Here is a 23016-nt window from a genome sequence, read left to right on the forward strand (position 1 = left end):
TGTGATCAATGGAAGTTCCTATGACCCGATCCAATAAACATGAGAATGGCAATAATTCTACCCTTATCCTTACCCATGGGGATTCCGATGGGGTATGTTCAGGTGCAATTGCAAAAAGTGCATATCCTGATTCTGATATCTATTTCACTTCTCCGATCGGGATAGTGGATGAGCTTAGCCTTGCTGAGGGATATAAGAATGTCATAATATGTGACATCGCAGTTGATGAAAGTAAATGTACGGAGCTTTTCACGCGTCTTTATGAGATAGCAGATAATGCTAACCTTCTGTATATCGATCATCATCCTCTGCCAAAGAAATGTATAGGTGCTGACTGGTTACATCATGATCTGACAGTATGTTCATCAGAACTTACCTATAAGGTTCTTGAAAAAAGGCTTAGCAGGGACATGCGTCGTGTGGCTATATATGGTGCTATTGGAGATTACTACGATGGAACTCCTTCTGTTAAGGAGTGGCTTCGTGACTGGGATAAGAGAAGTCTGTTCTTCCAGGCAGGGACGCTTATACAGGCACTTATCTATTCAGGAAGGAACTATGATTTCAAGAGGAAGCTGGTAATTCCTCTTTCACATGACAAGATACCTACGGAAATACCAAATGTTCTCAAATATGCTAAAGAGGGTGCAGAACTTGAGGAAAAACTTCGTATCCATGTGAAGCATGAGGTCAGGACGCTCAAGAATCTTGCATATGTAGTGGACCCCAATGGTTATATGTCAAAATCAGCTATATATGCTGCTTCTTATGGGCGAAGGGATATAGGGCTTTCAGCAGAGTTCAGACATAGGAAGAATGTTTATGATATGAGCTTCCGTTCACGGGATTCTGTGGACCTGAACTTGTTGTTACGACGGATAGCTCCACAGTTCGGTGGCAGTGGCGGAGGCCATGCAGCGGCAGCAGGAGCAAGGATCCCAAAAGATTCTTTTGATGACTTCCTTCATGCGCTTGACAGGGCCATTGGAGAGGAAAAAAGTAAGGTTAAAGTTGATTAAAATGGCGAAAAAGGTCAATGAACTTGAAGGTGTGAACTACGAAGTACTTTTTGCAGGCAGATCCAATGTCGGCAAATCCTCTATTATCAGAGGTATCACAGGGAAGAATGTCAAAGTGGGTAAACGCCCGGGTGTGACATTGAAACCAACTCATATACGTAATTCAGATCTAGTGGTGACCGATCTTCCGGGATTCGGTTTTATGAGCGGTGTTAAGGACCGCAAACAGGATATTGTGAAGGACCAGATAGTTCGCTATATCGAACAGAATGCTGACAGGATAAGTATTGCTGTACTGGTGATCGATGGTGCTGTTTTCCTTGACGTTGTGAAGAGATGGGAAGAAAGGAATGAGATACCTATTGATATTGAACTGTTCGAGTTGTTCCGGGAGCTTGGCGTAGATACTATACTTGCTGTTAACAAGACAGATAAGATAAAGGATTCTGAGCTAAATGAGACCCTTGATGGTATATGCGATAAGTTGGGCATGCTGCCTCCATGGAAGCAGTGGCTTGATTCTGTAGCTCCTGTATGTGCTAAAAAAGGTGACCTCAAATCCCTGAAGGCACTTATCAGACAACGTCTGCATGCAGCAAAAAGGGATGACCTGTTCAGGTATTTCTGAGAACCGTAGTTCTAAGTTTTATAGATAAGTATTTTCTTAACTTATCTCACTCTGAAAGAAGCACCGATCCCGGTTGCTATACTTTCACATTTTTCGATGTCAATGTCATTGTCACCGACAACTGTCATTCGTGTTTTTATCCCCAATCGTACCGAACTTTTTGCGAAATCCAGCATTGCAGCATAGGATCCTATAAATGCAGGTTTACAGAGTTCGTTGTACCGCTCTTCAGACTCTGCATTGAGGCTTATTGATACATCATCAAGTCCTGCAGCTTTGAGTTCTGCTACAACATCTCTTCCGGGATTCATAAGAGCTGCATGACCATTGGTGTCAAGCCTGACAATGATACCTTTATCGTGTAGCCACTTCGTTATGTGAAGGACGGTGTCAAAACGGCATGTTGGTTCACCAAAACCTGTGAAGACAACTTCATTATACCTTTTGAGATCATGGCTTTCAAGGTCCCCGATGATCTCTTCTTCAGTAGGTTCTCTTGAAAGGCGGAGATCATAGCCGTATACTCCATCACATAGATCCCTTATGCAGAAAACACAATTTGCACTGCATTGATTGGTTATGTTCAGATAAAGGTTCCCGAATGCCTCGTAGCTTATTGTTCCTTTGAACATTGGAATGCTGTTATCATTGTCCGGCATTTATTTTCTCCCTTTCCTATTTTACCCGTTAATTATGCCTTTTCCAGTTTCCGTCAGTGATCACATGATATTCCAGAGGTGGTATCTTTCTCAGGAAATACATCAGTGCCTTTAACCCTGTCTCAAGTTCCACTTCTTCACGGAAGTACCAGCTTCCTTCATAAGCATCGAGCTTTTCGAGTGTTTGCTGGTCAATATCATAGACCTCTCCATATATTGGTGATGAAGTTGCTTTTGGGACCTCATCTTTGATCACTCCCGGGAAGCGTCCAAGGTCGAGCATGGTGTATGATATTTTAGTCCTTGTTGAACAGATGAACTCTGAACCTTTCAATAAGAAATGATTAGGGTCGCTTCTTTTAAGTGTTCCGTAGACGAAGATGTACATTTAACTGAGTCCCACGTTCAGTTTCATTAGTGTCTTTTTCACCGGATCTGGTAATTGACCACACTGTATGGCTTTCATTTGTTCCGGAGTTATCATTTTGATAGCTGTGGACATAAGCCTGTCGGAGAGCATGAGCTTGTCCATTAGTTTGCGGACGTAGACTGCGGTCTTGATCTCAAGTCCCATCTGCTGTCTCCATCTGGTCTCATATTCCCTTAGCTGACATTTGCCTGCAAGGAACTCTGCTGCAGTTTCACCTGCAAGTTTTCCTCCGACCATTGCAGTGGATATACCTCCTCCGTTGGTGGCTATTATGTGACCTGCAGCGTCTCCTGCTATGAGCGTGTTGTGGGATGCAGTTACTTTTGGCGCTCCGCCTACCGGAACAAGTCCTGCGACCACGGAAGTTATGGATGCACCACTTAGCTTCTCGCTTGCGATCGGGTGCTCGTACATGAAACGTTCGAGATAATCCCTTGCACAGAGATGTTCTTCAAAGAGTGCTTCTCTGATACCTACTCCTATGTTGGCGGTATCTCCACCCTGGGATATGATCCATGCATATCCTCCGGGGACGTAATCCTTGCCGAAGTACATCTCAACAGCTTCTTTGTCGATGTCAACACCGCTGAGTTCGTATTCAAAGGCAGTACCTGTTCCCATGGGGTCGATATCCCTTAGCATGTTGTTTGCTTTTGCAATTATGGAATTAGGTCCGTCAGCTCCGATGATGACCTTTCCTTCTACTTCGAACTCACCGAATGCGCCGTCCATGAAGAGTTTAGTATCGTTGACCTCAGTGACGTTCGTTCCTACAAGGAGCTCTGCACCTGCTCTGGCTGCTTCTTTTGCAAGGTGCTTGTCAAAACGTCTTCTGTCAATTGCATCGGCATCGACCTCGAAGCCCTTGGAATAGCCGTTAGGTGCTATGAATCGCTGGTATGAGGCTGTAGCGTGTATGCAGTCCGATGGTATCTCTTCGAGTGTTACCGGGAGCTCTGCACTGGGTACAAGTTCCTGAAGTACAGGATAGTGTGGAAGGAACCCTCCACATTGTAATGGCACTCCGATATCCTTTTTCTTTTCGACCAGAAGCACTGACATGTCTTTCTGTGCTGCGTACATTGCTGCTGTGGAACCTGCCGGGCCTGCGCCGACAACGATGATATCATATGAGTCTTCAGGTGTCATGGTGATTTCCATTATTTTGTTTTTCAGATGGAGGTGTGCCTTGTTTTTTGACCGGTGATCATTTCAATGGTCTTCTGACCTTTTACACAGAATACATTCTATTAAATATATCTAACTATCATATATTAGATGGTGAGAGATATGATACGTGAGCACAGGAATAATGTCTGGGTAGTACGTACGGGGTATTGTGGTCAACAGGAAACAACATGTCTTGAAAGGGGTTTTATCTCATTCGATCCGAACCTTCATGTTATGGACCTTTTCGGGAATGAGCTCATGGATATGAAACAGAGGCCACAGAGTTATAAAAGGTACCTTCATTTCGGGGATAAATACAGGGACTTCGATCAGAAGTTCAGAAAAGAGTTCGAAGATGCTATTAAGGATATAGATTATTCTGCTGACCGGCCGGAAATGATGAAGAAGATGCAGCGCCTCAATGGGAAATTGAAGAAGTTCGACGAGGAGGTCAAGCAGTTCGATGCTACAATGCGGAAATTCGATGAGTTCGAAAGGAAAGAGCAGATGAAAAAGGCTTTGCTGACAAGGCTCAGTTCTCCTCCGATGGCGATGCTTGATACCTGGGCTAAGGATATGATGCATTTTGTGACCGATATAAAGACATATGATATCGTATTGCTGCCGATAATGTGCGAGAAGAGGGTGGCTGTTGGAAGGGTTCGGGAACCTTATCAATATCGTGAAGGTAAAGGTATCCTGAGCCATAGCAGAAGGGTTGATTGGCATGATACCAGGGTTCCTTTTGAGAATATGTTCTTTGGTTTTGATGATATACTTAAGTCTGAGTCACTTATCACGCTTCTTGAAGGAGATGACCGGGAGTTCGGTCTGGGGATCGTTGTAGATAATACATTCTAATGTTTTCAGGTCGATCCTGATCTTTTCTAACCTTTTTTTCTGTCCTGGTGGCAAAAGATTCTTAAAGACATATGAGTATAGCGAGCAGGTAATTCAATTCATAGGTCTTATACTAAGATCTTACTATTAATCAAGTAAATTATATCGAGTTGGTCGATTTGGCAATTGAGAAAGGCGATTTCATAAAAATTAACTATACCGGTAAGTTCAATGAAGGACAGATCTTCGACACTACCGATGAACAGCTTGCAAAAGACAATGGCATCTACAACCCACGTGGCGTTTATGGTGGAGATGTTGTGATCGTTGGCTCCGGTCACACTATTAAGGGCCTTGATGAGGATTTTGTAGGTAAGGATGTAGGCTACAATGGTACTGTTACCATTGCACCGGAAATGGCATTCGGACCACACAACCCTGCTCTTGTCCAGACAGTTTCAGTTACAAAGCTCAAGGAACAGCTCGGTGACCAGAGACCATACCCTGGAATGCCTGTTGAACTTGACGGAAGGCGTGGAGTTATCTCCCAGGTCATTGGACGCAGAATACGTGTAGACCTCAACCATGCACTTGCTGGTAAGGAAGTCGAGTACGAGTACACTATCGTAGAGAAGATCGAGGACAAGGTCGCTAAGGCACAGGGTCTGCTCTCACTCTACACTGGTATGCCAGAGATCGAGATCGAGGTAACTGATGACCTTATCAGGATCTACACTCCTATTGAGCTTGGATTCAACCAGAGATGGCTCGTATCAAAGCTCACAATCGCAGGTGAACTTATCGACAAGCTTGGTGTTCCAAACCTTGAATACGTCGAGAAGCACCCATACGTTCCTGAGACAGCAGAAGTGCCTGAGGCAACCGAAGCTCCTGCAGAGGACGAAGAAGCTGAAGCAACAGAGGAATAATATTCCTCTTTTCACTTCACTTTACATTTCACTTATAAATTCAACTCATATCTCTCTTCATAACCATTGACAAATACTGTCAACATCGGTTTTGAATCAAAACCCTTATATCTTAGGTCGTTATTTAGATATCATCCGACATGCTGAGGTAGCCAAGTGGACTACGGCGCCGGTCTTGAAAACCGGTAGTGCTAACGCGCTGCAAGAGTTCGAATCTCTTCCTCAGCGTCGATATCTTTTTTTAATTAATTTGTTTGTCATCAATACATTCTTGTTTATGTGCTGAATGGAAATACGTTTCCTTCAATAATGATGGCTATCGGCATTAAAGTACAAATATAACGGGTATAAAAAGATTATACAAGAATTATGTAGTCTTACTATAGTAAAAAAGACCATAATTAAAAAAAGTGAGAAGACGTAGTGTCTTCCCGAATCTTTCATTCATATTAGAACTTAGCTGCATATTCCAGGAATCCACCTGCCACAAAGGAAACAGGTTTTCCATCTATGACTCCCTCTACCTCATACTCTCCAATGATTTCCCATATGATTAAATAACCTGGGTCTAGAGGTGTAAGGGGTATTGGAAGTGGTACGGGCTGTTTAGCAGTAAACGTGATGTTGACCCAGTCCCCATCATCAGAAGTAGCATTGATGACCGTTTGTCTTGGATATTCAGCTGGAACCGGGAGGAAGAGGTAATCTGGTGCACTTACCAAAGAATGGCTGATCTGCACATCAGCATCATTAAAACTCGCAGCTACTTTCTTGTTCTTCCACACGTTCAGCACAGAACTCATGGAGTCAGTATGGGTACTATTGGTGACGTTTCCAAAACTAATTGAATATGTGCCAACATCATTTCCTTGCTGATTTTTCTTTGTCTGGCTGACCTGCCCCCAGTCCCATCCGACGGAAGCCCAGTTCCAGAAACCCCAGTTGTGGTCATGATAGCCTCTTGCGTTCTTCAAAGTGTAGGTTTTTTCGCCGACAGTAAGTGTGCCATCTACATTCATTTTTGATGAAGCCACCAGCCAGCTCATAGAACCCGATCCTGGTAATGACTCAGCATCTAATTGTACTGGTTCCACCATTGGCTTGAAAATCGCATCAAAAACCGCATTTCCATCACCGGATTCTGCATAGACATGGTATCCTTGTGGAGTTAGCTCGACCCAGCTTTTATTTATTCTAACATTTGGCGTATCCTCTGAAAACGCAGTATCAGTTATTGGATAAAGCTCGACTGATGCACCCGGGATTATTCCTTTATTATAACCCAAAAAAACCTGGGCATAACTGTAGCCGGTAGAAACACCTCCGTTCAGTTTTAGCGTTGTCACAATTTCCAGACCCTGCTCTTCATCAATCACATTGAAATAATGCCATTCGTTGTAGAACAGGTTATATTGGTATTCATTTGCGTGAAAAACATCTCTTTCTGATAACTCCCCTATCAGACTGTTACCCTGGCCTGCAAGGGCCACGCTTGAACTTGCTGAGAACAGCAATATTGCGATTAATACTAAATTTATTATTGATCTTCTATACATTCACACACTCCCTAGTCACAAATAATTGCAATGTGATATTTGATCTCAATTCTATAAAGTGCCTTTGCAAAAAAGAGATGTATATTATGATAATCGATATCATGAGGCGTATCAAGTCACAGTGGGGATAATTTATTTCGAAAGAACTACATAGTATCATCTTAAAACAAGATGTCTTCACGTCAACTTTGATCAAGCATACATGGAGATTATGATCAGGATTATCTATTAACTGGCTTTACTTTCCCTTTCAAGGACTGAAGATGTTTCCTTGCAGCTTCAGCCTTTGCTTTCCTGACCTGGGTTGCTTTTCCTGTAGATACTATGGAATCATGTATTTCCAGTCCAACAGTGAACATCTTGCAATGGCCCGGGCCGGTTTCTTCGATAATGGGATAATTGATGTTGTCTTCACCGTATATATCCTGTACTTTGCCGACCGGATTTGAATGTGGTACTTTTTCCAGGGCGCTTTCGATATCAAAGTACTTGTAGACAAACTCTCTGGCTCTAGGTAAGCCCTGATCAAGATAGATAGCTCCAATGAGTGCTTCGATAACATCATCGAATATATCTTCAACACTATCCAGATAGCCGTAGATGATGTACTTTTCCAGCTCCAGTTTTTGTGCTACCGGAACCAGACCTTCATTCTCGACCAACACGATCTTAACAGTAGTTAGTGCAGCTTCTATTGACAGGTCGTTGGACCTTGCATATTCCTCGATCTCTTTGTGATGGTAAAAAAAGTCACCAATAATAAGGTCTAATACAAGGTCTCCCAGATTTTCCAGCTTATTGTAATCAGCATTTTCAAGATGGTTCTTTTGAATGAAAGCTTTCATTTTTCGCTTATTGCCGCTATAAAATGAACCATGCGTCAAAGCTTCTGTCAAAATGCTTTTGTTCTTAAATTCAAAACCAATGATCTTCTGGAATTCTTCTAGCTGATCTAGACTTACAGTTAGGTCTTCATTTACTTTCATCTCAGATCCTCATTATGTTCGTGTTCTTATATTTTCTTTAGCAAATACATAGGCGATCAGCACTGAAATTATCCACGAAACTCATATTCAATGTATTCTTAAAATAATTCCAATGATAGAACAAGGTATGAAAATGCCCTTATGTTTGTACTTTAACAGCCTCACTTTCATCAGTGAACTTGTTCAAATAAATATATCATCATAATGATGCTCATTATATATTCTACTGTACATATATTAATATAGTAGAAAAAAGTAGTAGTAATTGTGGCACGAACTGCCAGGCAGTACATGTCACAAAAAAACGATTCGGTGGTACGATATGAGAATCATTCATATTTGGTGGTACAATATGGAACTCATCCGAACTCTCTCTGGTAGAAAAACGTAAGGAATTGGATTGCATGGAAATGCTGCAAGATGTCTTCCCTCTCCATCTTGACATCAGCATTTCCATTCTCCTGAGAAAAAAAGTATGAGTGGTAAGGGAGTGGGGGTAACTCTCTTTTATCATTCTATCTTTAAAGCTAGCTTTTTTATAACTTAATTATAATTTATATTTAATGAAGGGAATAATAACTCTTATTTTTCAATTACTAATTGCGACTATTGTATTCTCAGGTTGCATAGGGACCCAACCTGAGAACATATCATACGGCCAGCCAGATACATCAACTAACTACGGTTCTATAGTTGAGACCCCTGTAAAATATGCTTCTGCCAATGACATCGAGATCGGATACAGGGAATTTGGTTCAGGGGACCCTATTGTAATGATCATGCCATTTGCCGGAACAATGGACATGGTCAATGATACTTTTGTCAGTGAACTGGCAGGCAGTTACAGGGTCATCCTCTTCGATAATCGGGGAATGGGTTATTCATCGAACAATAATGGAACATTCTCTCTTTCTCTTTTTGTCAACGATACTGCAGGCCTGATGGATGAGCTTGATCTACCTTCAGCACATATATTCGGATCTTCCATGGGTGCATCCATAGCTCAGGAACTGGCAGTTGAGCATCCTGAAAAAGTTGACACCTTGATACTTTCATCGGCAACTTACAGTCTTGATATTTCCCAGACCGATGTCCTCAAAGCTAAACTTCAGGCTATATCTTCCGATCCTGAAGCAAACCCGGTGCTTCAAAAGTATGCAAAAGCAAATCTGGAGTGGAACGGCACTTATGAACAACTTCCTGATATTCAGAACAAGGTACTACTCCTGACAGGTACTGAAGACCTGCTCACACCTGTGGATATCTCTCTGGAAATGGTAGAAATGATCCCGGACGCACAGCTCGTTCGGTTTGATGGCGTAGGACATTGTGGGGAGCAGGACCTTGGTGCTGAATATGCGGACAGGATACTGGTATTCCTTTCATAGGATGGCCTAAGAGCAGTTCCAAAGGCTGGATAACAAAGGGTGAACTGTTTCTAATACAGGGCCACTCTTTCCTTACTGCCGAATGTAGATGGCAGAGTAAAATCTGCTGTTGCTGAAGCGCCTGCTTCAGGTGTCATGACCAGATTGACCGTTGCACGTGGGGATAGGTCGAGCTGGGATGTTGTCTGAGCCACACCATTGTCCACTCTTGCATCTATCAGATATCTGTATTGGTTGTCTGATACCTCTGACAGGGTTCCAACGTAGATGACAATGACATCACCAGATGTGATCACGGGATTCATCACGCTGAATGAATTATCGTCATCCCGTACTTTATCTGCTATATAGTAGGTGCGTTGATTTACAACAAATTCACCATCATTCTGGCTTAAAAAATCGAAAAGGAGCTCTCTGTCCCTTGTAGCGTTACCAAGGCCATAGTCTCCCATTGCTCCCGAGTCAATTACTCCATCAGAATCGATGCTCCTAAGAGTATTTTCATTTCCAGCATATACCAGGTCATTTGTTATGTATCCATCTGAGATCGTGAGTATAACCTGATTCAGGTCCACTGCTTCACTGGCAGCATTCAGTCCGATGGTCAATTTGAGTGCATCTATTGTAGAGGACAAATTGGAATCTGTGTTCTTTGCTCTGAATCCCTCTATCTGTTGTATCTGGAGATTCGATGATACCTCTTTGGATGCTTCCTTGCCTGTAGACATGGCATCTTGTTGCAATACACCCGAAGTCTGGATAAGGACCGAAGCTGCTACAGCTGCAACAAGTACCATAGCAATAAAGATGATCAAAGTTCCTATTCCTATCTGTCCTTCAGTTGAAGATAATTTTCTTTTAGTAGCAGCTGAAACACGCATATGGTCACCATTTCTGTTGTTGAGGATATGCTAATATCTGTGAACACTATTAATATATTATTTATAAAATTGTTCTTTATGTATATAAAGTCTTATGTTTATTTTGGTTACTTTTCCGTATCCTGTTAAAGCATACAGTCATATGGACATTTTTCTTTATTTCTTCCAGTCAGAAAGTTGATGAAAATAGTTGATTAGTTTAAACGATACGTCCATAGTAATATTACTCTAAATAATATAACTATATTTATATAGTATTAACATCTCAATAAAATTGAGGTATCTGGTTCGCTGTTGTTCTTTACCTGGTATTTTACCCACTCCCCCAAAATCCGTGCGAATTCAGGCAGATACCTCATATTTGTTACCTGTATCTGGTCTTGTCTATTAGGTCACATCGTATGTTCTTCATCTCATTCGTAGCAAACACCTGGAATTTGTGAAACCTTTTTGTTAAATCTCACAGCTGCACACAAAAAAAGTGATTAAGACCCTGTTTTTACTGCATATCAAATAGGAACATTTATATAGAGCTATTTTGTAAAATTACTCATAAGCACTAATAAACAATAATATTTTAGGGCTGAGTATAGAACGTAGGAACAGCGTTAAAATTCAGGTATGGTGCAGTTCCTTACAGAAAAACAAGGTACAAAAAAAGATTATAAGCGGAGGGGCACTCATGCGTATTCTCATAGCTCTATTCATATACACTATACTGAACATGAAAAAGCTGTTTGGTCATAAGGCCAGACACGCATAAATGGCCGTATATCGCGGTCCATCTTCAGGGAAAATAAACTTCTCTATACATCTGGAGCCTGTACAGTATCAGGCTTCATGTCACAATATATGGAATATCAATATTCTCATATGATGGACTGTTAAATAGTGCAGCAGCTAATGCAGGATGAAATGTTCATTTCTTGCAAGCTGCAAATAATTTTCTTTTTTCTTTAGTCGATCAGATGACCTTTTGTATCCTGATAGTTCAATCGAGTAGAGATATTGGATCGAATCTCACTGTTCCTAAGTTCGTCCAGTAGCCACATGTTCTGCAAAACTGCACATGTTCGTTCTCGTTCAATTCTGAATTACATTCAGGACATTTTTCTAGTTTCATCATTGTTTTTACCCCAGCGTCTAAGTTTCTCATGCCTCCACAAGCATGATGAATATACAGCCACGATCCATGCATATCTTTCTTATATTGCAGGATATGCAGTTTTGATATCCAAAGCTGATGTTGGACTTTCCCACTAAACTAATTAAAGTTGAAACTAATACTATTTAAATATTTTACATGGGGACACATGTATTATCTATCTAACTAAAGCTTATTTATCTCTGTGTTTACTTTCTTTTTATATTGTATATGTTATGTACTCCTGTAGCTCACGGTTTACATGTCAGGATCGATCATAAAAACTTAAATAATATTCTGATGATCAATGGTCAGAGGCACGGTGACATGCAAAAGAGTATGTCTTTGGCGGGAACTCGCATACCAACCAAAAATTACAGAGGGGTGCACGTGCCTTTTGTATTCTTTCATTTTACATTGTATATGATAATATAATATCTGTTCTGGTTGTATACAAATCCCATTATCCGTAGTAAGTAGTAAACGAGCCCTGAAGATCCCTATCGGTCAATAATGATAAGCTGTATTTTATAATAACTCTTATATAACGATGTGTACATACACTTTAGATATGGATGGGATGATAATATGTTACTAACAAAAGCAAATATCAAAAAAATAATACTCTTCTTATTTATCACTATACTATTTTCAGGTACAGTTTCAGCAGCAACGCTCACAGTAGGTTCAGGTGAGTCATACACAACAATTTCCAGTGCAATAACTGCCGCATCTCCAGATGACATAATTATTGTAAAGGACGGTACGTATTCAGAGAATCCTGTCATCAATAAGTCTCTTACAATCACTTCTGAGAACGGGGCTGCAAGTACTATCATCCGCACTCCTGCTAGCAATAGGGATGTAGTTCAGATAACATCCGATAACGTAACTCTCTCCGGTTTTACGATCAAGGATGCCACATCAAATGGATTTTCAGGAGTGAAGATATCCTTGAACTCTAGTTGTACGATATCGGACAATCTATTTACAAATAATTATCGTGGTCTTTACCTGACCGGTTCCAGTAATAATAGTATATACAATAACAATCTAAGTAGTAATTCATATTATGGTATCTACACTATTTCTTCAAGTTATTATAACACGTTATGGAACAATACAATAAGTGGCAGTCAATATGGTTTCTTCATAGGTTCTTCCAGCTATAGCAATTTGACAGATAACATCGCATATTCTAATATTTATGGTATCTTCCTGTCTTCTTCAGGGAATAGTGACCTTATCAATAATACTGCATACTCTAACAGTTATTATGGTATCTACCTGGCTGCTTCAGGGAACAGTAACCTTACTAACAATACTGCATACTCAAATAGTCATGGTATATATCTTGATTCTTCGGGTTCCTGTATACTGGTTAATAATACTATGAACTCCAATAGTAATAATTTTGGAGTTGATGGTTCTTCTGCTTCTCATTACTCAAATAATGTAGATACAAGTAACCTTGTTAACAGCAAACCTATCTATTACTGGGTAAGTCAGTCCGACGCACAGATCCCTGCAGATGCAGGTCAGGTCTGTGTGGCAAGCTCCACGAATATCTCTGTTGTTGACCTTGTTCTTTCCAGAGGATATGATGATGTTCTTTTCGCATATACTGACAACTCGACCATAGACAATGTTACTGTGTCAATTGGTACCAATGGTATCCGTTTGTATGATTCCGAGTACAATGATGTGTCCAATATAACAGCATCATCAAAGACGAATGGTATTTTCCTTGATGACTATAATTCATTCAACAACATAATGAACAATAATTTTACTTCAGGGAATAACTATGGTATACATTTACAGACCTCAACCAACAACAATGTATCCAATAACAGTATCAATAGCGGCACATACGGTATATTCATCTTCAATTCAGGAAGCAATACATTTGAAAACAACTCAATGACCTCAAATACCTATAATTTCGGAGTTGACGGTGCATCACTGGACCATTACATAAATTATGTCAATACCAGCAATCTTGTTGACAGCAAGCCGATATATTACTGGATGAATGTATCCGATGTTCAGTTGCCTGCTGATTCCGGGCAGATATGTGTGATCAATTCCACTAATATCACTGTAAGGGATATGAGCTTGTCAGATGGTTATGATAGCATTCTGTTCGCATATACTGACAACTCGACCATAGATAATGTGACAGTTGTAGATGGTTATAACGGTATTCGTTTGTTCGATTCCGATTATAACGATCTGACCAACATTACCAGCTACAGTAGTATAAGGGGAATATTCCTGGATGAGTCCAATTCTTTCAATAATCTAAATGATAATGATGTCTCTTCCAATAGCAATGGTATTATTCTGTATTCTTCAACAGACAATGAGATATTCGACAATACTGTATATTCCAATACTTATGGTATCTATCTTTACACTTCAAGTAATGAGAACAATGTTTCCAGCAACAATGTAACAGGGAACAGTAATACTGGTATCTATCTTTCATCTTCAGATACGAATGACATGATAAACAATACTGTTTCCTCCAATCCTACCGGTATCTATCTTTACAATTCATGTGACTACAATAATGTCACGAACAATGACCTGACGAGCAACAACAACAATGGTATTTACTTATATTCCTCTGGCAACTACAATGTTCTGAGCAATAATAACATCAGTTCCAGTTCCTATGGTATCTATCTTTATGCTTCTTCGAGGTTCAACGAGATAACTGATAATATCCTTAGTTCCAATAATAACGGTATCTACATACATTCATCATGCAGTTATAATGATATACTTGATAATGAGATATCAGGCAGTACTAATTATGCTATCTATGTCAATTATTATTCCGCCAGTAATGAGATAACGAACAATACTATCAATAGCAATGTGCGTGGTATAAGGATCGAGACCTCGAATTCCAATACTTTGGATAGTAATGTGATCACTGACAATACGAATGAGGGGGTCTACCTTTATTCATATAATAGTTATCAGTGCAACTATAACACCCTGGTAGACAATACAATTACAGGCAATCGTGATGGTGTAATGCTTTATCTGAGTTCCAGCTCCATATATACAGGTAGCTGTGATTATAGTAATATCACTCAGAACAATATAAGTGACAATACAAGATATGGTATCTATTCCTATTCACAATATTCTGATAATACATGTGACTACAGCTCCATAACTGATAATATCATCAATAGTAACTCTGACCATGGTATCTATCTCATAGAGAACTGGCATGTGACCCTTGACAATAATACTGTCAGCTATAACTCTGATTATGGTGTCTATGTGGATGTCTGTGAGGATTATACACTTTCGGATAACACTCTGAACAACAATACTGTTGGTATCTATGACAACAGTTCAGGTAACAGTACCATATCATCGAACTTTGCTGTAGGGAACAGTCTTCATGGCCTGTACTCGAACGATTCTCTGGATCTGGCGATCACTGACCAGTCGTTCATCAATGACTCACTTCTGTTGTCATTCAATATCAATGGTTCAGAGACCAGTCTGAACGGAAATGAGAGCGATACTACCAGTTTCACAGGAAAGGTGAATGCATTTGGATACCTATCTATCAATTCTTCACAGAACATGAGCATTACGTTCTCATACAACAATTCTTCTTTGAGCAGTACGCAAGAGTCAACACTTGATCTTTACAGATCGAGCGGTGGTAACTGGACAGTGGTGAATGATACCTCTCTTAATACAACTACCAATACTATAATTGGCAATCTCACAGAGTTCAGCAGATTCGGTATCTTCTATGATGATGGATCATCCGGATCATCTGATGATCCAGCTGATAGTCCTTCCGAAACACTTGATGATGGTTCAGTTCCTGTATTGCTCCGTTCACAGACAAGGATCACCACATATCTTTCATTAGGTAAGAATGGTGAGGTAAGCAGTGATACTGTTGCCAAATCCCCTGACTCCACAACTACAGTGACCCTGTTCAAGGGAACAATAGCCGTCAGTCCTGAAGGAACTGCTGTTGGAAAGATAACTGTGAACAGATTACCATCTACACCGGTTGCTGCACCTCCTGGAGTGGTCGACTCCGGTATATGTGTTGATTTCGGACCTTCAGGTACTTCTTTCAACAAAGAGGTCATGATCACAATAGACTTTGACCCTGAAGAGTTTTCAAAGGACCATGATCCTGTGATCTACACTTATTCTGAAGATGGTGAGTGGATCGCCCTTGAAACAACTGTTGACTGGGAGAATGGAAGAGCTAGTGCCTTTACAACACACTTCTCCGTATACGCTCTCTTTGGTGTTGAAAAAAGCGAAGAGGTAATTGAAGAGGTCCCTGAGGTCATAGAGGAACCTGTTGCTGTTGTGGAAGAACTTGCTGATGAGGGTGGCTCAGGTTATCTGTACCTGATCCTTGGATTAGCAGTGATCGTCATTGCATCAATATTTGTAATGAAAGGTCAAAAGGGCAGAAAAGGGCTCTAATCCCTTATTCTGTTTTTATAACATATTCTATTACTTTATTTGAATCTATGGTTCAAATGTTAACAATGTTCATGTTTTTCGGTATATTTCAAAATCATGAACATGCTTCTTTTATATATCGACATAATTATTCTCTATTACTACAACGATCGTATTCCAGAGCGATCAGTGTAACATAAAGTGGGACCGAACATGAGCGAGGAACTTTTCTACCAGAATCAACTCCAGAACCTTGAGGACATCAAGGCTACATACTTCAGTCAGCTTGATGAAGTTGAGAAGAAGCGTGCTGAGATCGCTTTGAAGAAGGAGCAGATAAAAGCTGACGAATCCCTTGTAATTGAAGAATACCATAAGATCCGTGAAGCTAAAAAGCTGATCGCAGTTGAATATGAAAAGCTTGTATCCAAGAACGATGAGCTAAAGATCGCAAAGAAGGAATACGAGAAAAAGCGTGTTGACTTCTTAAAGCTTGAAACCGAACTTAGCACACGGATGGATAGGTATGACATCAATAAAGCGTCCCTTCAAAAAAGGAATTGTGACCAATACAGAGTTCTGCGTGCACAGTTCGAGCAGGAACTAGCTCTTAGTAAAAAACAAAAAAGGCTCGACAGGACCAAGATAAGGCTCGACTCAAAGGCAAGGGACATTGCTGCACAAAAGAAAGAGATCGCTTCCGGTGAGATGGATGTCGATATTGAGATAGAGAAGATCGAACGCAAACGTGAGTACATCAAGTATCTTCAGGAAACCCTTTCTGCAAAAGAACAGGCTTTCTCATCCCGTGAAAATGAACTTGTCGAACTACAGCAAAAGACTGAAGAAGAGATCGGCAAGCAGGTAACTATTCACAAACAGCAGTTGAACATAATCAAGAAGGATGCCAGGATCGAACAACAACTGGCATATATCAAGATCCTTGAGGATGATGTTTTTGAGCTCAAGAGCAAACTTGAGGAATCTAACAAGCAACTCAGTAACATGAGGCTCTATTCAAGGATATTCGAGCAGAATCAGGAAATTCTTGTAAGTTGATAGTGATATCACATATCAACTTCAAGTATATCTTTTTTAGTTTTAGTTTCTATTCTTATCCTGGGTACCGATAGTGAACGTAAAGGTGCTACCTTTTCCTTCCTCACTTTCAAGCCATATTTTACCATCATGCATTTCCACGAACTGTCTGACAAGTGCCAGTCCCAGACCTGTACCTCCATACCTCCTTTTACTTGAGGCATCTACCTGGGTGAAGGGGTCGAATATGTCTTCCTGTTTCTCTTTTGGGATCCCGATACCTGTGTCAGAAACAGAGAACTCTATATTTCCATCATAATTCCTGACCTTGATGGAAACATTTCCATTATCGGGAGTGAACTTAATGGCATTGCTGAGCAAATTTAACATTATCTGCTGTAACTTCATTTTATCAGCAAATACTTCATCATCATCTATCTCATTGATCATTCTGACTTCGATATTCTTTTTTCCTGCAAGAGGCAACATAGACTCCTGTACCTCTTTCAACACTTTTGAGGTATTGAATCTCTCAAGTTTAAGCTCCATTTTACCGGCTTCTATCTTTGAGATGTCCAGAATGTCATTTATCAGTTCAAGGAGATGTTTTCCACTTTTATTTATGTGTTCAATATAACCGAGCTGCTTTTCACTAAGGTCACCTTTCATAGTTGTTCCAAGTATGTCTGAAAACCCTATTACAGCAGTTAGTGGTGTTCGTAGTTCATGGCTCATATTGGCAAGGAACTCCGACTTGATACGACTGTTATCCTCTGCCAGCATTTTAGCTTCGAGCAAAGAGAGTTCCGCTTTCTTCTTTTCAGTGATGTCGCTTGCAAATACGATATAACGGTCATCTGATAGTTTTGTAGCGTCTCTTCTGATCCAGGCTACAGTTCCATCCTTATGTTTCATTAGAAGCTCAGATGATGTGAAGCCTGTGAGCTTTAGCTCATCGAAACTCTGGCCTGCTTTCATCAATGACTCCGGTGCTATAAGATCAGTTATGCTCAGTTTAGTAAGCTCATCTTCTTCATATCCGGTAAGTTCACAGGCTGTCCGGTTGACCTCAAGATAGTTCCCATCATGGTCCATAATAAAAATACCGTATGGAGCATTTTCGATATAGTTCCTGAACTTCCTTTCGCTCTCAAGCAGGAAACCTTCCGCCTGTTTGCGTTCAGTAATATCGTGATAGTTCAGTAATATACCTTTTATCGCAGGTTCGTGCAAGAGATTAGTGATCGTATATTCGATCCATTTATAATCTCCGTCTTTGCAGCGATATCTGACCTCTGAATTATATATGGCCCCTGGGATAGTAACGAACACAGGATATCCCGTCTTTATCAGTTCCAGTTCTTCAGGATGGATATTATCCCACATGTAATTGCCGACAAGTTCTTCTGGTTTCCATCCGAACAATTTTTCCACATTCGGGCTTTTGTACCTATTGATCCCTGTATCATCGATGATGGCTATCACATCGGTACTGTTGGCGATCATGGCCCTTTGCCTCTCTTCATTCTCAAGGATACTGTCCACGGCTTCTTTTCGCTCCGTTATATCGCGATAATTGAAGAGAATTCCTTTAATGGCCGGTTCATCGATCAGATTGGTGCCTATGAACTCTATCCACTTATACGTTCCATCTTTGCAAAGGTATCTGGTGGTTGTATTGAGGTTCGACCCCGGCATATTCGCAAGGTTGACAAAATCGATCTGCAATCTTTCTTTGTCATCAGGATGGATATTATCAAGAACCGGATTTCCGATAACATCTTCTGGTTCCCAGCCGAACCATTTCCTGATGTTAGGACTTTTGTATCTTATTATCCCCTTTGCATCTACAATAGCAATGACATCTGCAATGTTAGCTATCATTGCACTCTGCTTTTCTTCACTTTCCCTCAGGGATCGTTCTGCTTCCTTTTGATCAGTTATATCTCTGAACTCAACAACCCTTACCTGCTTTCCTTTGTAAGGAATGTTCCTGGCTTCCAGTCTGACCGGATACTCTGTACCGTCTTTTCGAAGTCCTATGGCTTCATACGCTTCTTCATAGCCTGCACATATGTTGCTCATTACAAGGTCTCTTGAACCTTCTGCAATGAGTAGCAGTCCATTCATTCCTATTAGTTCCTCTACAGAATAACCAGATATTTCGGAGAGCCCCAGGTTACAGTCAAGTATCACACCTTTGTCATGGATGGTTATACCACCAAAAGATGAGTTGTGAAGCGCTTTGAATCTCTCTTCACTTTCTCTTAGTTCATCTTCTGCTTTTTTCTCTTCGGTAATGTCCCTGAATTCAACGGATCTGATCATCTTTCCTTTGTAAGGGATGTTCTTTGCATTTATTCTGACCGGATACTCTGTTCCATCTTTTCGGAGTCCTATGGCTTCGTATGGTTCTTCATAACCTGCCTGCATATTCCTTACGATCTTATCTCTGCAACGTTCAGCTATGAGGAGTGTTCCATCCATTCCTATTAGTTCTTCAACTGTGTAACCGGATATTTCAGAGAGACCCAGATTAGAGTCAATAATGATCCCATCCTGGTGTATGAAAATACCACCAAAAGATGCATTGTGGAGTGCTTTGAATCTCTCTTCACTTTCTTTCAGTGCAATATCTGCTTCTTTTCTTTCTGTTATGTCGTGGTAGTTGATGAGAATACCATTTATATGTGGTTCATTGAGCAGGTTCTTAGCAGTGTATTCTACCCATTTGTACTCTCCATTCTTGCAACGGAATCTCCCTTCAGAAGTGATCATGGAGCCAGGTTCACGGACGACTCCTTCAAAATCGTTCATAACATTTTCAAGATCATCTGGGTGGACTATTCTCCATACCGATTCCCCAATAGCATCTTCCTGTGTCCATCCAAACCATTTTTCTAAAGTAGAACTTCCATATTTGTTAATGCCATCTTTATCCACAATTGCGATCACATCAGCAATGTTAGCTATCATTGCACTGTGTTTTGCTTCACTTTCTTCAAGCGCTTTATATGCTTCTTTTTGCTCTGTAATATCTCTTATTTCAGTGACCCTTAGCTGCTTTCCATTATATGGGAGATTCTTTGCATGTACTCTTATAGGATACTCTGTTCCGTCCTTTCGTAGTCCAACAGCCTCATATGGTTCTTCATGATCAGATGCCAATTTTTCCAGGATGATATTCTTAGATCCTTTAGTGACAAGTATGAATCCATCTTTTCCGATAAGTTCTTCTTTTGAATATCCACTCATGTCGTATAATCCCTGATTGCAGTCAAGTATTGTACCTTTGTCGTGAATGAGTATCCCGCCGAAAGTCGCATTGTGCAGGATCTTGAATCTCTCTTCGCTTTCCTTCAGTTCATCTTCTGATCTTTTGTGATATATTGCTTCGCCGATACCATCAGCTATGATCTCAAGTAGCTTTATATCATCTTCATGCCATTCCCTGGCTTCTTCACAATCATCGAACCCTATAAAACCCCAGAGTTCCTGGCCTGCAAATATTGGAAGTATGAGTACTGAAAGAATATCCTGATCAGCAAGAATGGTCTTTTCAGGTTCATCAAGATCTTCAACTAGATGTGCAAAGTGGTGTCTTGATTCCAGAGCACGAAGTACTGATGGTGCTCCTTTGCTGTATGGAAGACGCTGAAGTTCCGGGTTATCTATCTGTGCTTCAATACCATGTGATGCTACTTCAGCTATCTGTGACATGTAAAGTCCCAGCTCATCATCGTATCCATTCATGAAAATATATGATCTGCTGCTCTTTACGGTCCTGTCTATTACTTTGAGGATACGGGGCAGTATATTCTCGATACTGTTCTTCTCGAGAAGGATGTGCATACACTCCGCTGTTGCCATCTCATAGTCCAATCTTTTCTCCAGTAGTAGTTCAGTATCCTGAAGGTTCATCCGGGATTCATTGAGTTGTCTTACACGTGGATCCAGATATAGGTAAAGAAGTGACCCAGTAACGAATACAAAAACTCCTCCTTTATAGGTTTGCAGTTCCATATATAGTTCTATATCTGATATGAAAAATGCAAGTATCCTGTCGGAGAACATGATCCACATACTTGCGAGTGCTGCATATATGATGGTTACTTTAAAAGCCAGCATTTTGTTTTCCTTGCTATTGGTCTTGATGCTCATGGTAAGGTTCTCGGTTTTGTGTGAGCTGTTGCCGGGATATATCAGGCATTTTTCAGAAATGTATAGGTCCTGGATCCTGGGTTCAATAGAATATTTGTATACTTCATTATTTTTAAATTAAGTTTCTTCATAGTATGTCCTGATCATTTTATGAATATACTATGAATGCAGTTTATTTATGTCGCATTTTCTATTATAAATCACTAGTTTATATATTTAACATCTGTGTACTTTCGTATCTGTTACACTAATCTACACTCAAAAACTTTAAGCTGGTTTGGAAGATATACGGAGTGGATATGAATGGAAGCTATGAATTTCTTTTAATGGGTATATTCCTTGGTTTTGCTGCAGGTATCTCTCCCGGACCACTTATGGCAATGACCATCTCTGAGACATTGCAACATGGTTCAAGGGAAGGTTTCAAGGTTGCTGTTTCCCCGTTGATAACAGATGTCCTTATAGTTTCAGTTATCCTGCTCATCCTTCTCAATTTAAAAAGTCAGGAGATAGCTATTGCTTTTATAAGCCTGGCAGGTGCATTATATCTTATACATCTCGGAATATCCTCGCTCAGGACTGGGAATAATGGTCTTGATATTATCACTGGAAAAAAGGATTCGCTGAAGAAGGGCATTCTGGCCAATTTCCTGAGTCCGCATCCCTACCTGTTCTGGATCACGATAGGTGGTCCTGTTCTTTTTCAGGCTCTGGATGTTGCTATGCTGGCACCTGTTCTTTTTGTTCTCGGATTCTATATTTTTCTTGTAGGATCAAAGATCATGATAGCATTACTTGTAGGCAGGTCAAGGTCCTTTCTGAAGAACAATTATTATCTCTACACTATACGTGGTATGGGTTTTGTGTATTTTGTTTTCGCTCTTATTTTCATTGAGCAAGGTCTGGAGCTATTGGGTTTGCCTATACTGTAATGTGAAATGCATGAAGGATTTAATGTAAAATAATAATAGAGTGAAGGGAAGTGCAGAATGTATCTGCACATTGATCTCTATTGATAATTTCAGGATATCACAATACCGTATTTTGCAAAGACCTTTGCGAATGCAAGTCTGAGAGATTCAGCATCCTGCTGTACAAGTGTGGAATTTCCTGTTGCTACAGAGTCGTCAAGCACTTCAATTGCAGTATCAACAGTTGCAAGTGACTGGTTGTAGTTGCTGTCTGCACTTTCAGGCATTGTCGCATTCTTAACGTCCTGCCACTGTTCTTCCAATGTGGGGATATAGGAAGCAACCAATTCAGTATCATTGGCATTTGCAGCAGTAATAGCTTCTTCCATTGTCATGTGGAACATTGTAAGATGGTCTCCCATATGCAGGACATTGTTCCTTTCATGAAGGCCAAAGAACAGGTCTCTCATGGGTTCAAGAGCATCATGAGCACTTTCAATATCATTCTCATCAAGCATCTCTTGTGAATATTCTGCTATCAAAACTGCCCTTTTTATCTCGCTCTGCCAGTTCTTATCATTGGCATACATCTCGGGAGGTGCTTCTCCATATGTGTCTGATACGTAGGTGAGCTTGTTGACCAGTTCATCAATAGACGATCTGGATGCTGACACATTCTTCTGACTTGTTGATACAAGGGCTTTTACATAGGCTGTATTCGCTTCTGCCATGACCTCAGTGAATTCCGTTTCATTCACAACCATGTCAGTAGTTGTTATATCTTCATTTTCTGTCCCTTCATCCAT

The 23016-nt window shown here is 40.5% G+C and carries 16 protein-coding genes and 1 tRNA gene; 9 read left to right on the forward strand and 8 right to left on the reverse strand.

Going from position 1 to position 23016, the window contains the following annotated elements; all coding sequences use genetic code 11:
* Positions 1 to 20: 20 nt before the first annotated feature.
* Both BM008_RS02615 and engB read left to right on the forward strand, forming a co-directional pair.
* The gene (locus BM008_RS02615) at positions 21 to 1019 is read left to right on the forward strand and encodes a DHHA1 domain-containing protein (protein WP_091934124.1); all 999 of its coding nucleotides are present in this window, start codon (positions 21 to 23) and stop codon (positions 1017 to 1019) included.
* On the forward strand, positions 1015 to 1647 hold the full coding sequence (gene engB, locus BM008_RS02620) for a GTP-binding protein EngB (protein WP_091934127.1): 633 nt from the start codon (positions 1015 to 1017) through the stop codon (positions 1645 to 1647). Before BM008_RS02615 ends, engB begins: the two co-directional genes overlap by 5 nt.
* A gap of 41 nt (positions 1648 to 1688) precedes the next feature.
* Here engB and BM008_RS02625 read toward each other — a convergent pair whose 3' ends face one another.
* The 3 genes from BM008_RS02625 to BM008_RS02635 are packed head-to-tail and all read right to left on the reverse strand — an operon-like array spanning position 1689 to position 3885.
* Positions 1689 to 2306: a TatD family nuclease-associated radical SAM protein gene (locus BM008_RS02625; RefSeq protein ID WP_091932788.1), complete on the reverse strand. Its 618-nt coding sequence runs from the start codon at positions 2304 to 2306 to the stop codon at positions 1689 to 1691.
* Between the two features lie 28 nt (positions 2307 to 2334).
* Positions 2335 to 2694, reverse strand: coding sequence for a gamma-glutamylcyclotransferase family protein (locus BM008_RS02630; protein ID WP_091932790.1), 360 nt, complete (start codon positions 2692 to 2694; stop codon positions 2335 to 2337).
* Entirely contained in the window at positions 2695 to 3885 is a 1191-nt protein-coding gene (locus tag BM008_RS02635) for a geranylgeranyl reductase family protein (RefSeq protein WP_091934131.1), read from the reverse strand. It abuts the gene before it with no gap.
* 141 nt (positions 3886 to 4026) lie between these two features.
* Here BM008_RS02635 and BM008_RS02640 point away from each other — a divergent pair, with 141 nt between their 5' ends.
* The 3 genes from BM008_RS02640 to BM008_RS02650 all read left to right on the forward strand — a co-directional run bounded on the left by BM008_RS02640 (position 4027) and on the right by BM008_RS02650 (position 5903).
* The gene (locus BM008_RS02640) at positions 4027 to 4767 is read left to right on the forward strand and encodes a hypothetical protein (protein ID WP_091932793.1); all 741 of its coding nucleotides are present in this window, start codon (positions 4027 to 4029) and stop codon (positions 4765 to 4767) included.
* A 158-nt stretch (positions 4768 to 4925) separates the two neighbouring features.
* Positions 4926 to 5675, forward strand: a complete 750-nt coding sequence (locus BM008_RS02645; protein ID WP_091932795.1) for an FKBP-type peptidyl-prolyl cis-trans isomerase — start codon at positions 4926 to 4928, stop codon at positions 5673 to 5675.
* A 142-nt stretch (positions 5676 to 5817) separates the two neighbouring features.
* Positions 5818 to 5903 (forward strand) — tRNA-Ser (locus BM008_RS02650).
* A 221-nt stretch (positions 5904 to 6124) separates the two neighbouring features.
* Here BM008_RS02650 and BM008_RS02655 read toward each other — a convergent pair.
* Both BM008_RS02655 and BM008_RS02660 read right to left on the reverse strand, forming a co-directional pair.
* Entirely contained in the window at positions 6125 to 7189 is a 1065-nt protein-coding gene (locus BM008_RS02655; protein WP_091932798.1) for a hypothetical protein, read from the reverse strand.
* Positions 7190 to 7452: 263 nt separating this feature from the next.
* Positions 7453 to 8217 carry a ribonuclease III family protein gene (locus BM008_RS02660; protein ID WP_091932801.1) on the reverse strand — a complete coding sequence of 255 codons (765 nt, stop codon included), beginning with the start codon at positions 8215 to 8217 and terminating at the stop codon, positions 7453 to 7455.
* Between the two features lie 563 nt (positions 8218 to 8780).
* Here BM008_RS02660 and BM008_RS02665 point away from each other — a divergent pair.
* Positions 8781 to 9605, forward strand: a complete 825-nt coding sequence (locus BM008_RS02665) for an alpha/beta fold hydrolase (protein WP_091932803.1) — start codon at positions 8781 to 8783, stop codon at positions 9603 to 9605.
* Between the two features lie 50 nt (positions 9606 to 9655).
* On the opposite strand, the gene BM008_RS02670 is transcribed toward BM008_RS02665, so the two are convergent.
* Positions 9656 to 10486, reverse strand: a complete 831-nt coding sequence (locus tag BM008_RS02670) for an archaellin/type IV pilin N-terminal domain-containing protein (protein WP_091932806.1) — start codon at positions 10484 to 10486, stop codon at positions 9656 to 9658.
* 1732 nt (positions 10487 to 12218) lie between these two features.
* Between BM008_RS02670 and BM008_RS02675 the strand changes: the two genes are divergently transcribed.
* Positions 12219 to 16121 (forward strand): right-handed parallel beta-helix repeat-containing protein, encoded by a 3903-nt coding sequence (locus BM008_RS02675; protein ID WP_091932810.1) that lies wholly within the window; start codon positions 12219 to 12221, stop codon positions 16119 to 16121.
* 192 nt (positions 16122 to 16313) lie between these two features.
* Positions 16314 to 17159, forward strand: coding sequence for a coiled-coil domain-containing protein (locus tag BM008_RS02680; protein ID WP_091932813.1), 846 nt, complete (start codon positions 16314 to 16316; stop codon positions 17157 to 17159).
* 42 nt (positions 17160 to 17201) lie between these two features.
* Here the strand turns inward: BM008_RS02680 and BM008_RS02685 are convergent, their stop codons facing one another.
* Entirely contained in the window at positions 17202 to 21299 is a 4098-nt protein-coding gene (locus BM008_RS02685) for a PAS domain S-box protein (protein ID WP_091932816.1), read from the reverse strand.
* A 299-nt stretch (positions 21300 to 21598) separates the two neighbouring features.
* On the opposite strand from BM008_RS02685, the gene BM008_RS02690 reads away from it, so the two are divergent.
* Entirely contained in the window at positions 21599 to 22231 is a 633-nt protein-coding gene (locus BM008_RS02690; protein WP_091932820.1) for a LysE family translocator, read from the forward strand.
* 89 nt (positions 22232 to 22320) lie between these two features.
* Here the strand turns inward: BM008_RS02690 and BM008_RS02695 are convergent, their stop codons facing one another.
* Positions 22321 to 23016 carry a hypothetical protein gene (locus BM008_RS02695; RefSeq protein WP_143072248.1) on the reverse strand — a complete coding sequence of 232 codons (696 nt, stop codon included), beginning with the start codon at positions 23014 to 23016 and terminating at the stop codon, positions 22321 to 22323.

The sequence above is a fragment of the Methanolobus profundi genome (genome assembly GCF_900114835.1).
GTDB classification, from domain to species: domain Archaea; phylum Halobacteriota; class Methanosarcinia; order Methanosarcinales; family Methanosarcinaceae; genus Methanolobus; species Methanolobus profundi.

Coding starts and splice junctions, on each gene's coding strand:
- BM008_RS02615 (WP_091934124.1), top strand. CDS start 21: ATGACCCGATCCAATAAACATGAGAATGGCAATAATTCTACCCTTATC.
- BM008_RS02625 (WP_091932788.1), bottom strand. CDS start 2,306: ATGCCGGACAATGATAACAGCATTCCAATGTTCAAAGGAACAATAAGC.
- BM008_RS02630 (WP_091932790.1), bottom strand. CDS start 2,694: ATGTACATCTTCGTCTACGGAACACTTAAAAGAAGCGACCCTAATCAT.
- BM008_RS02635 (WP_091934131.1), bottom strand. CDS start 3,885: ATGACACCTGAAGACTCATATGATATCATCGTTGTCGGCGCAGGCCCG.
- BM008_RS02640 (WP_091932793.1), top strand. CDS start 4,027: ATGATACGTGAGCACAGGAATAATGTCTGGGTAGTACGTACGGGGTAT.
- BM008_RS02660 (WP_091932801.1), bottom strand. CDS start 8,217: ATGAAAGTAAATGAAGACCTAACTGTAAGTCTAGATCAGCTAGAAGAA.
- BM008_RS02665 (WP_091932803.1), top strand. CDS start 8,781: ATGAAGGGAATAATAACTCTTATTTTTCAATTACTAATTGCGACTATT.
- BM008_RS02670 (WP_091932806.1), bottom strand. CDS start 10,486: ATGCGTGTTTCAGCTGCTACTAAAAGAAAATTATCTTCAACTGAAGGA.
- BM008_RS02675 (WP_091932810.1), top strand. CDS start 12,219: ATGTTACTAACAAAAGCAAATATCAAAAAAATAATACTCTTCTTATTT.
- BM008_RS02680 (WP_091932813.1), top strand. CDS start 16,314: ATGAGCGAGGAACTTTTCTACCAGAATCAACTCCAGAACCTTGAGGAC.
- BM008_RS02685 (WP_091932816.1), bottom strand. CDS start 21,299: ATGAGCATCAAGACCAATAGCAAGGAAAACAAAATGCTGGCTTTTAAA.
- BM008_RS02690 (WP_091932820.1), top strand. CDS start 21,599: ATGAATGGAAGCTATGAATTTCTTTTAATGGGTATATTCCTTGGTTTT.
- BM008_RS02695 (WP_143072248.1), bottom strand. CDS start 23,016: ATGGATGAAGGGACAGAAAATGAAGATATAACAACTACTGACATGGTT.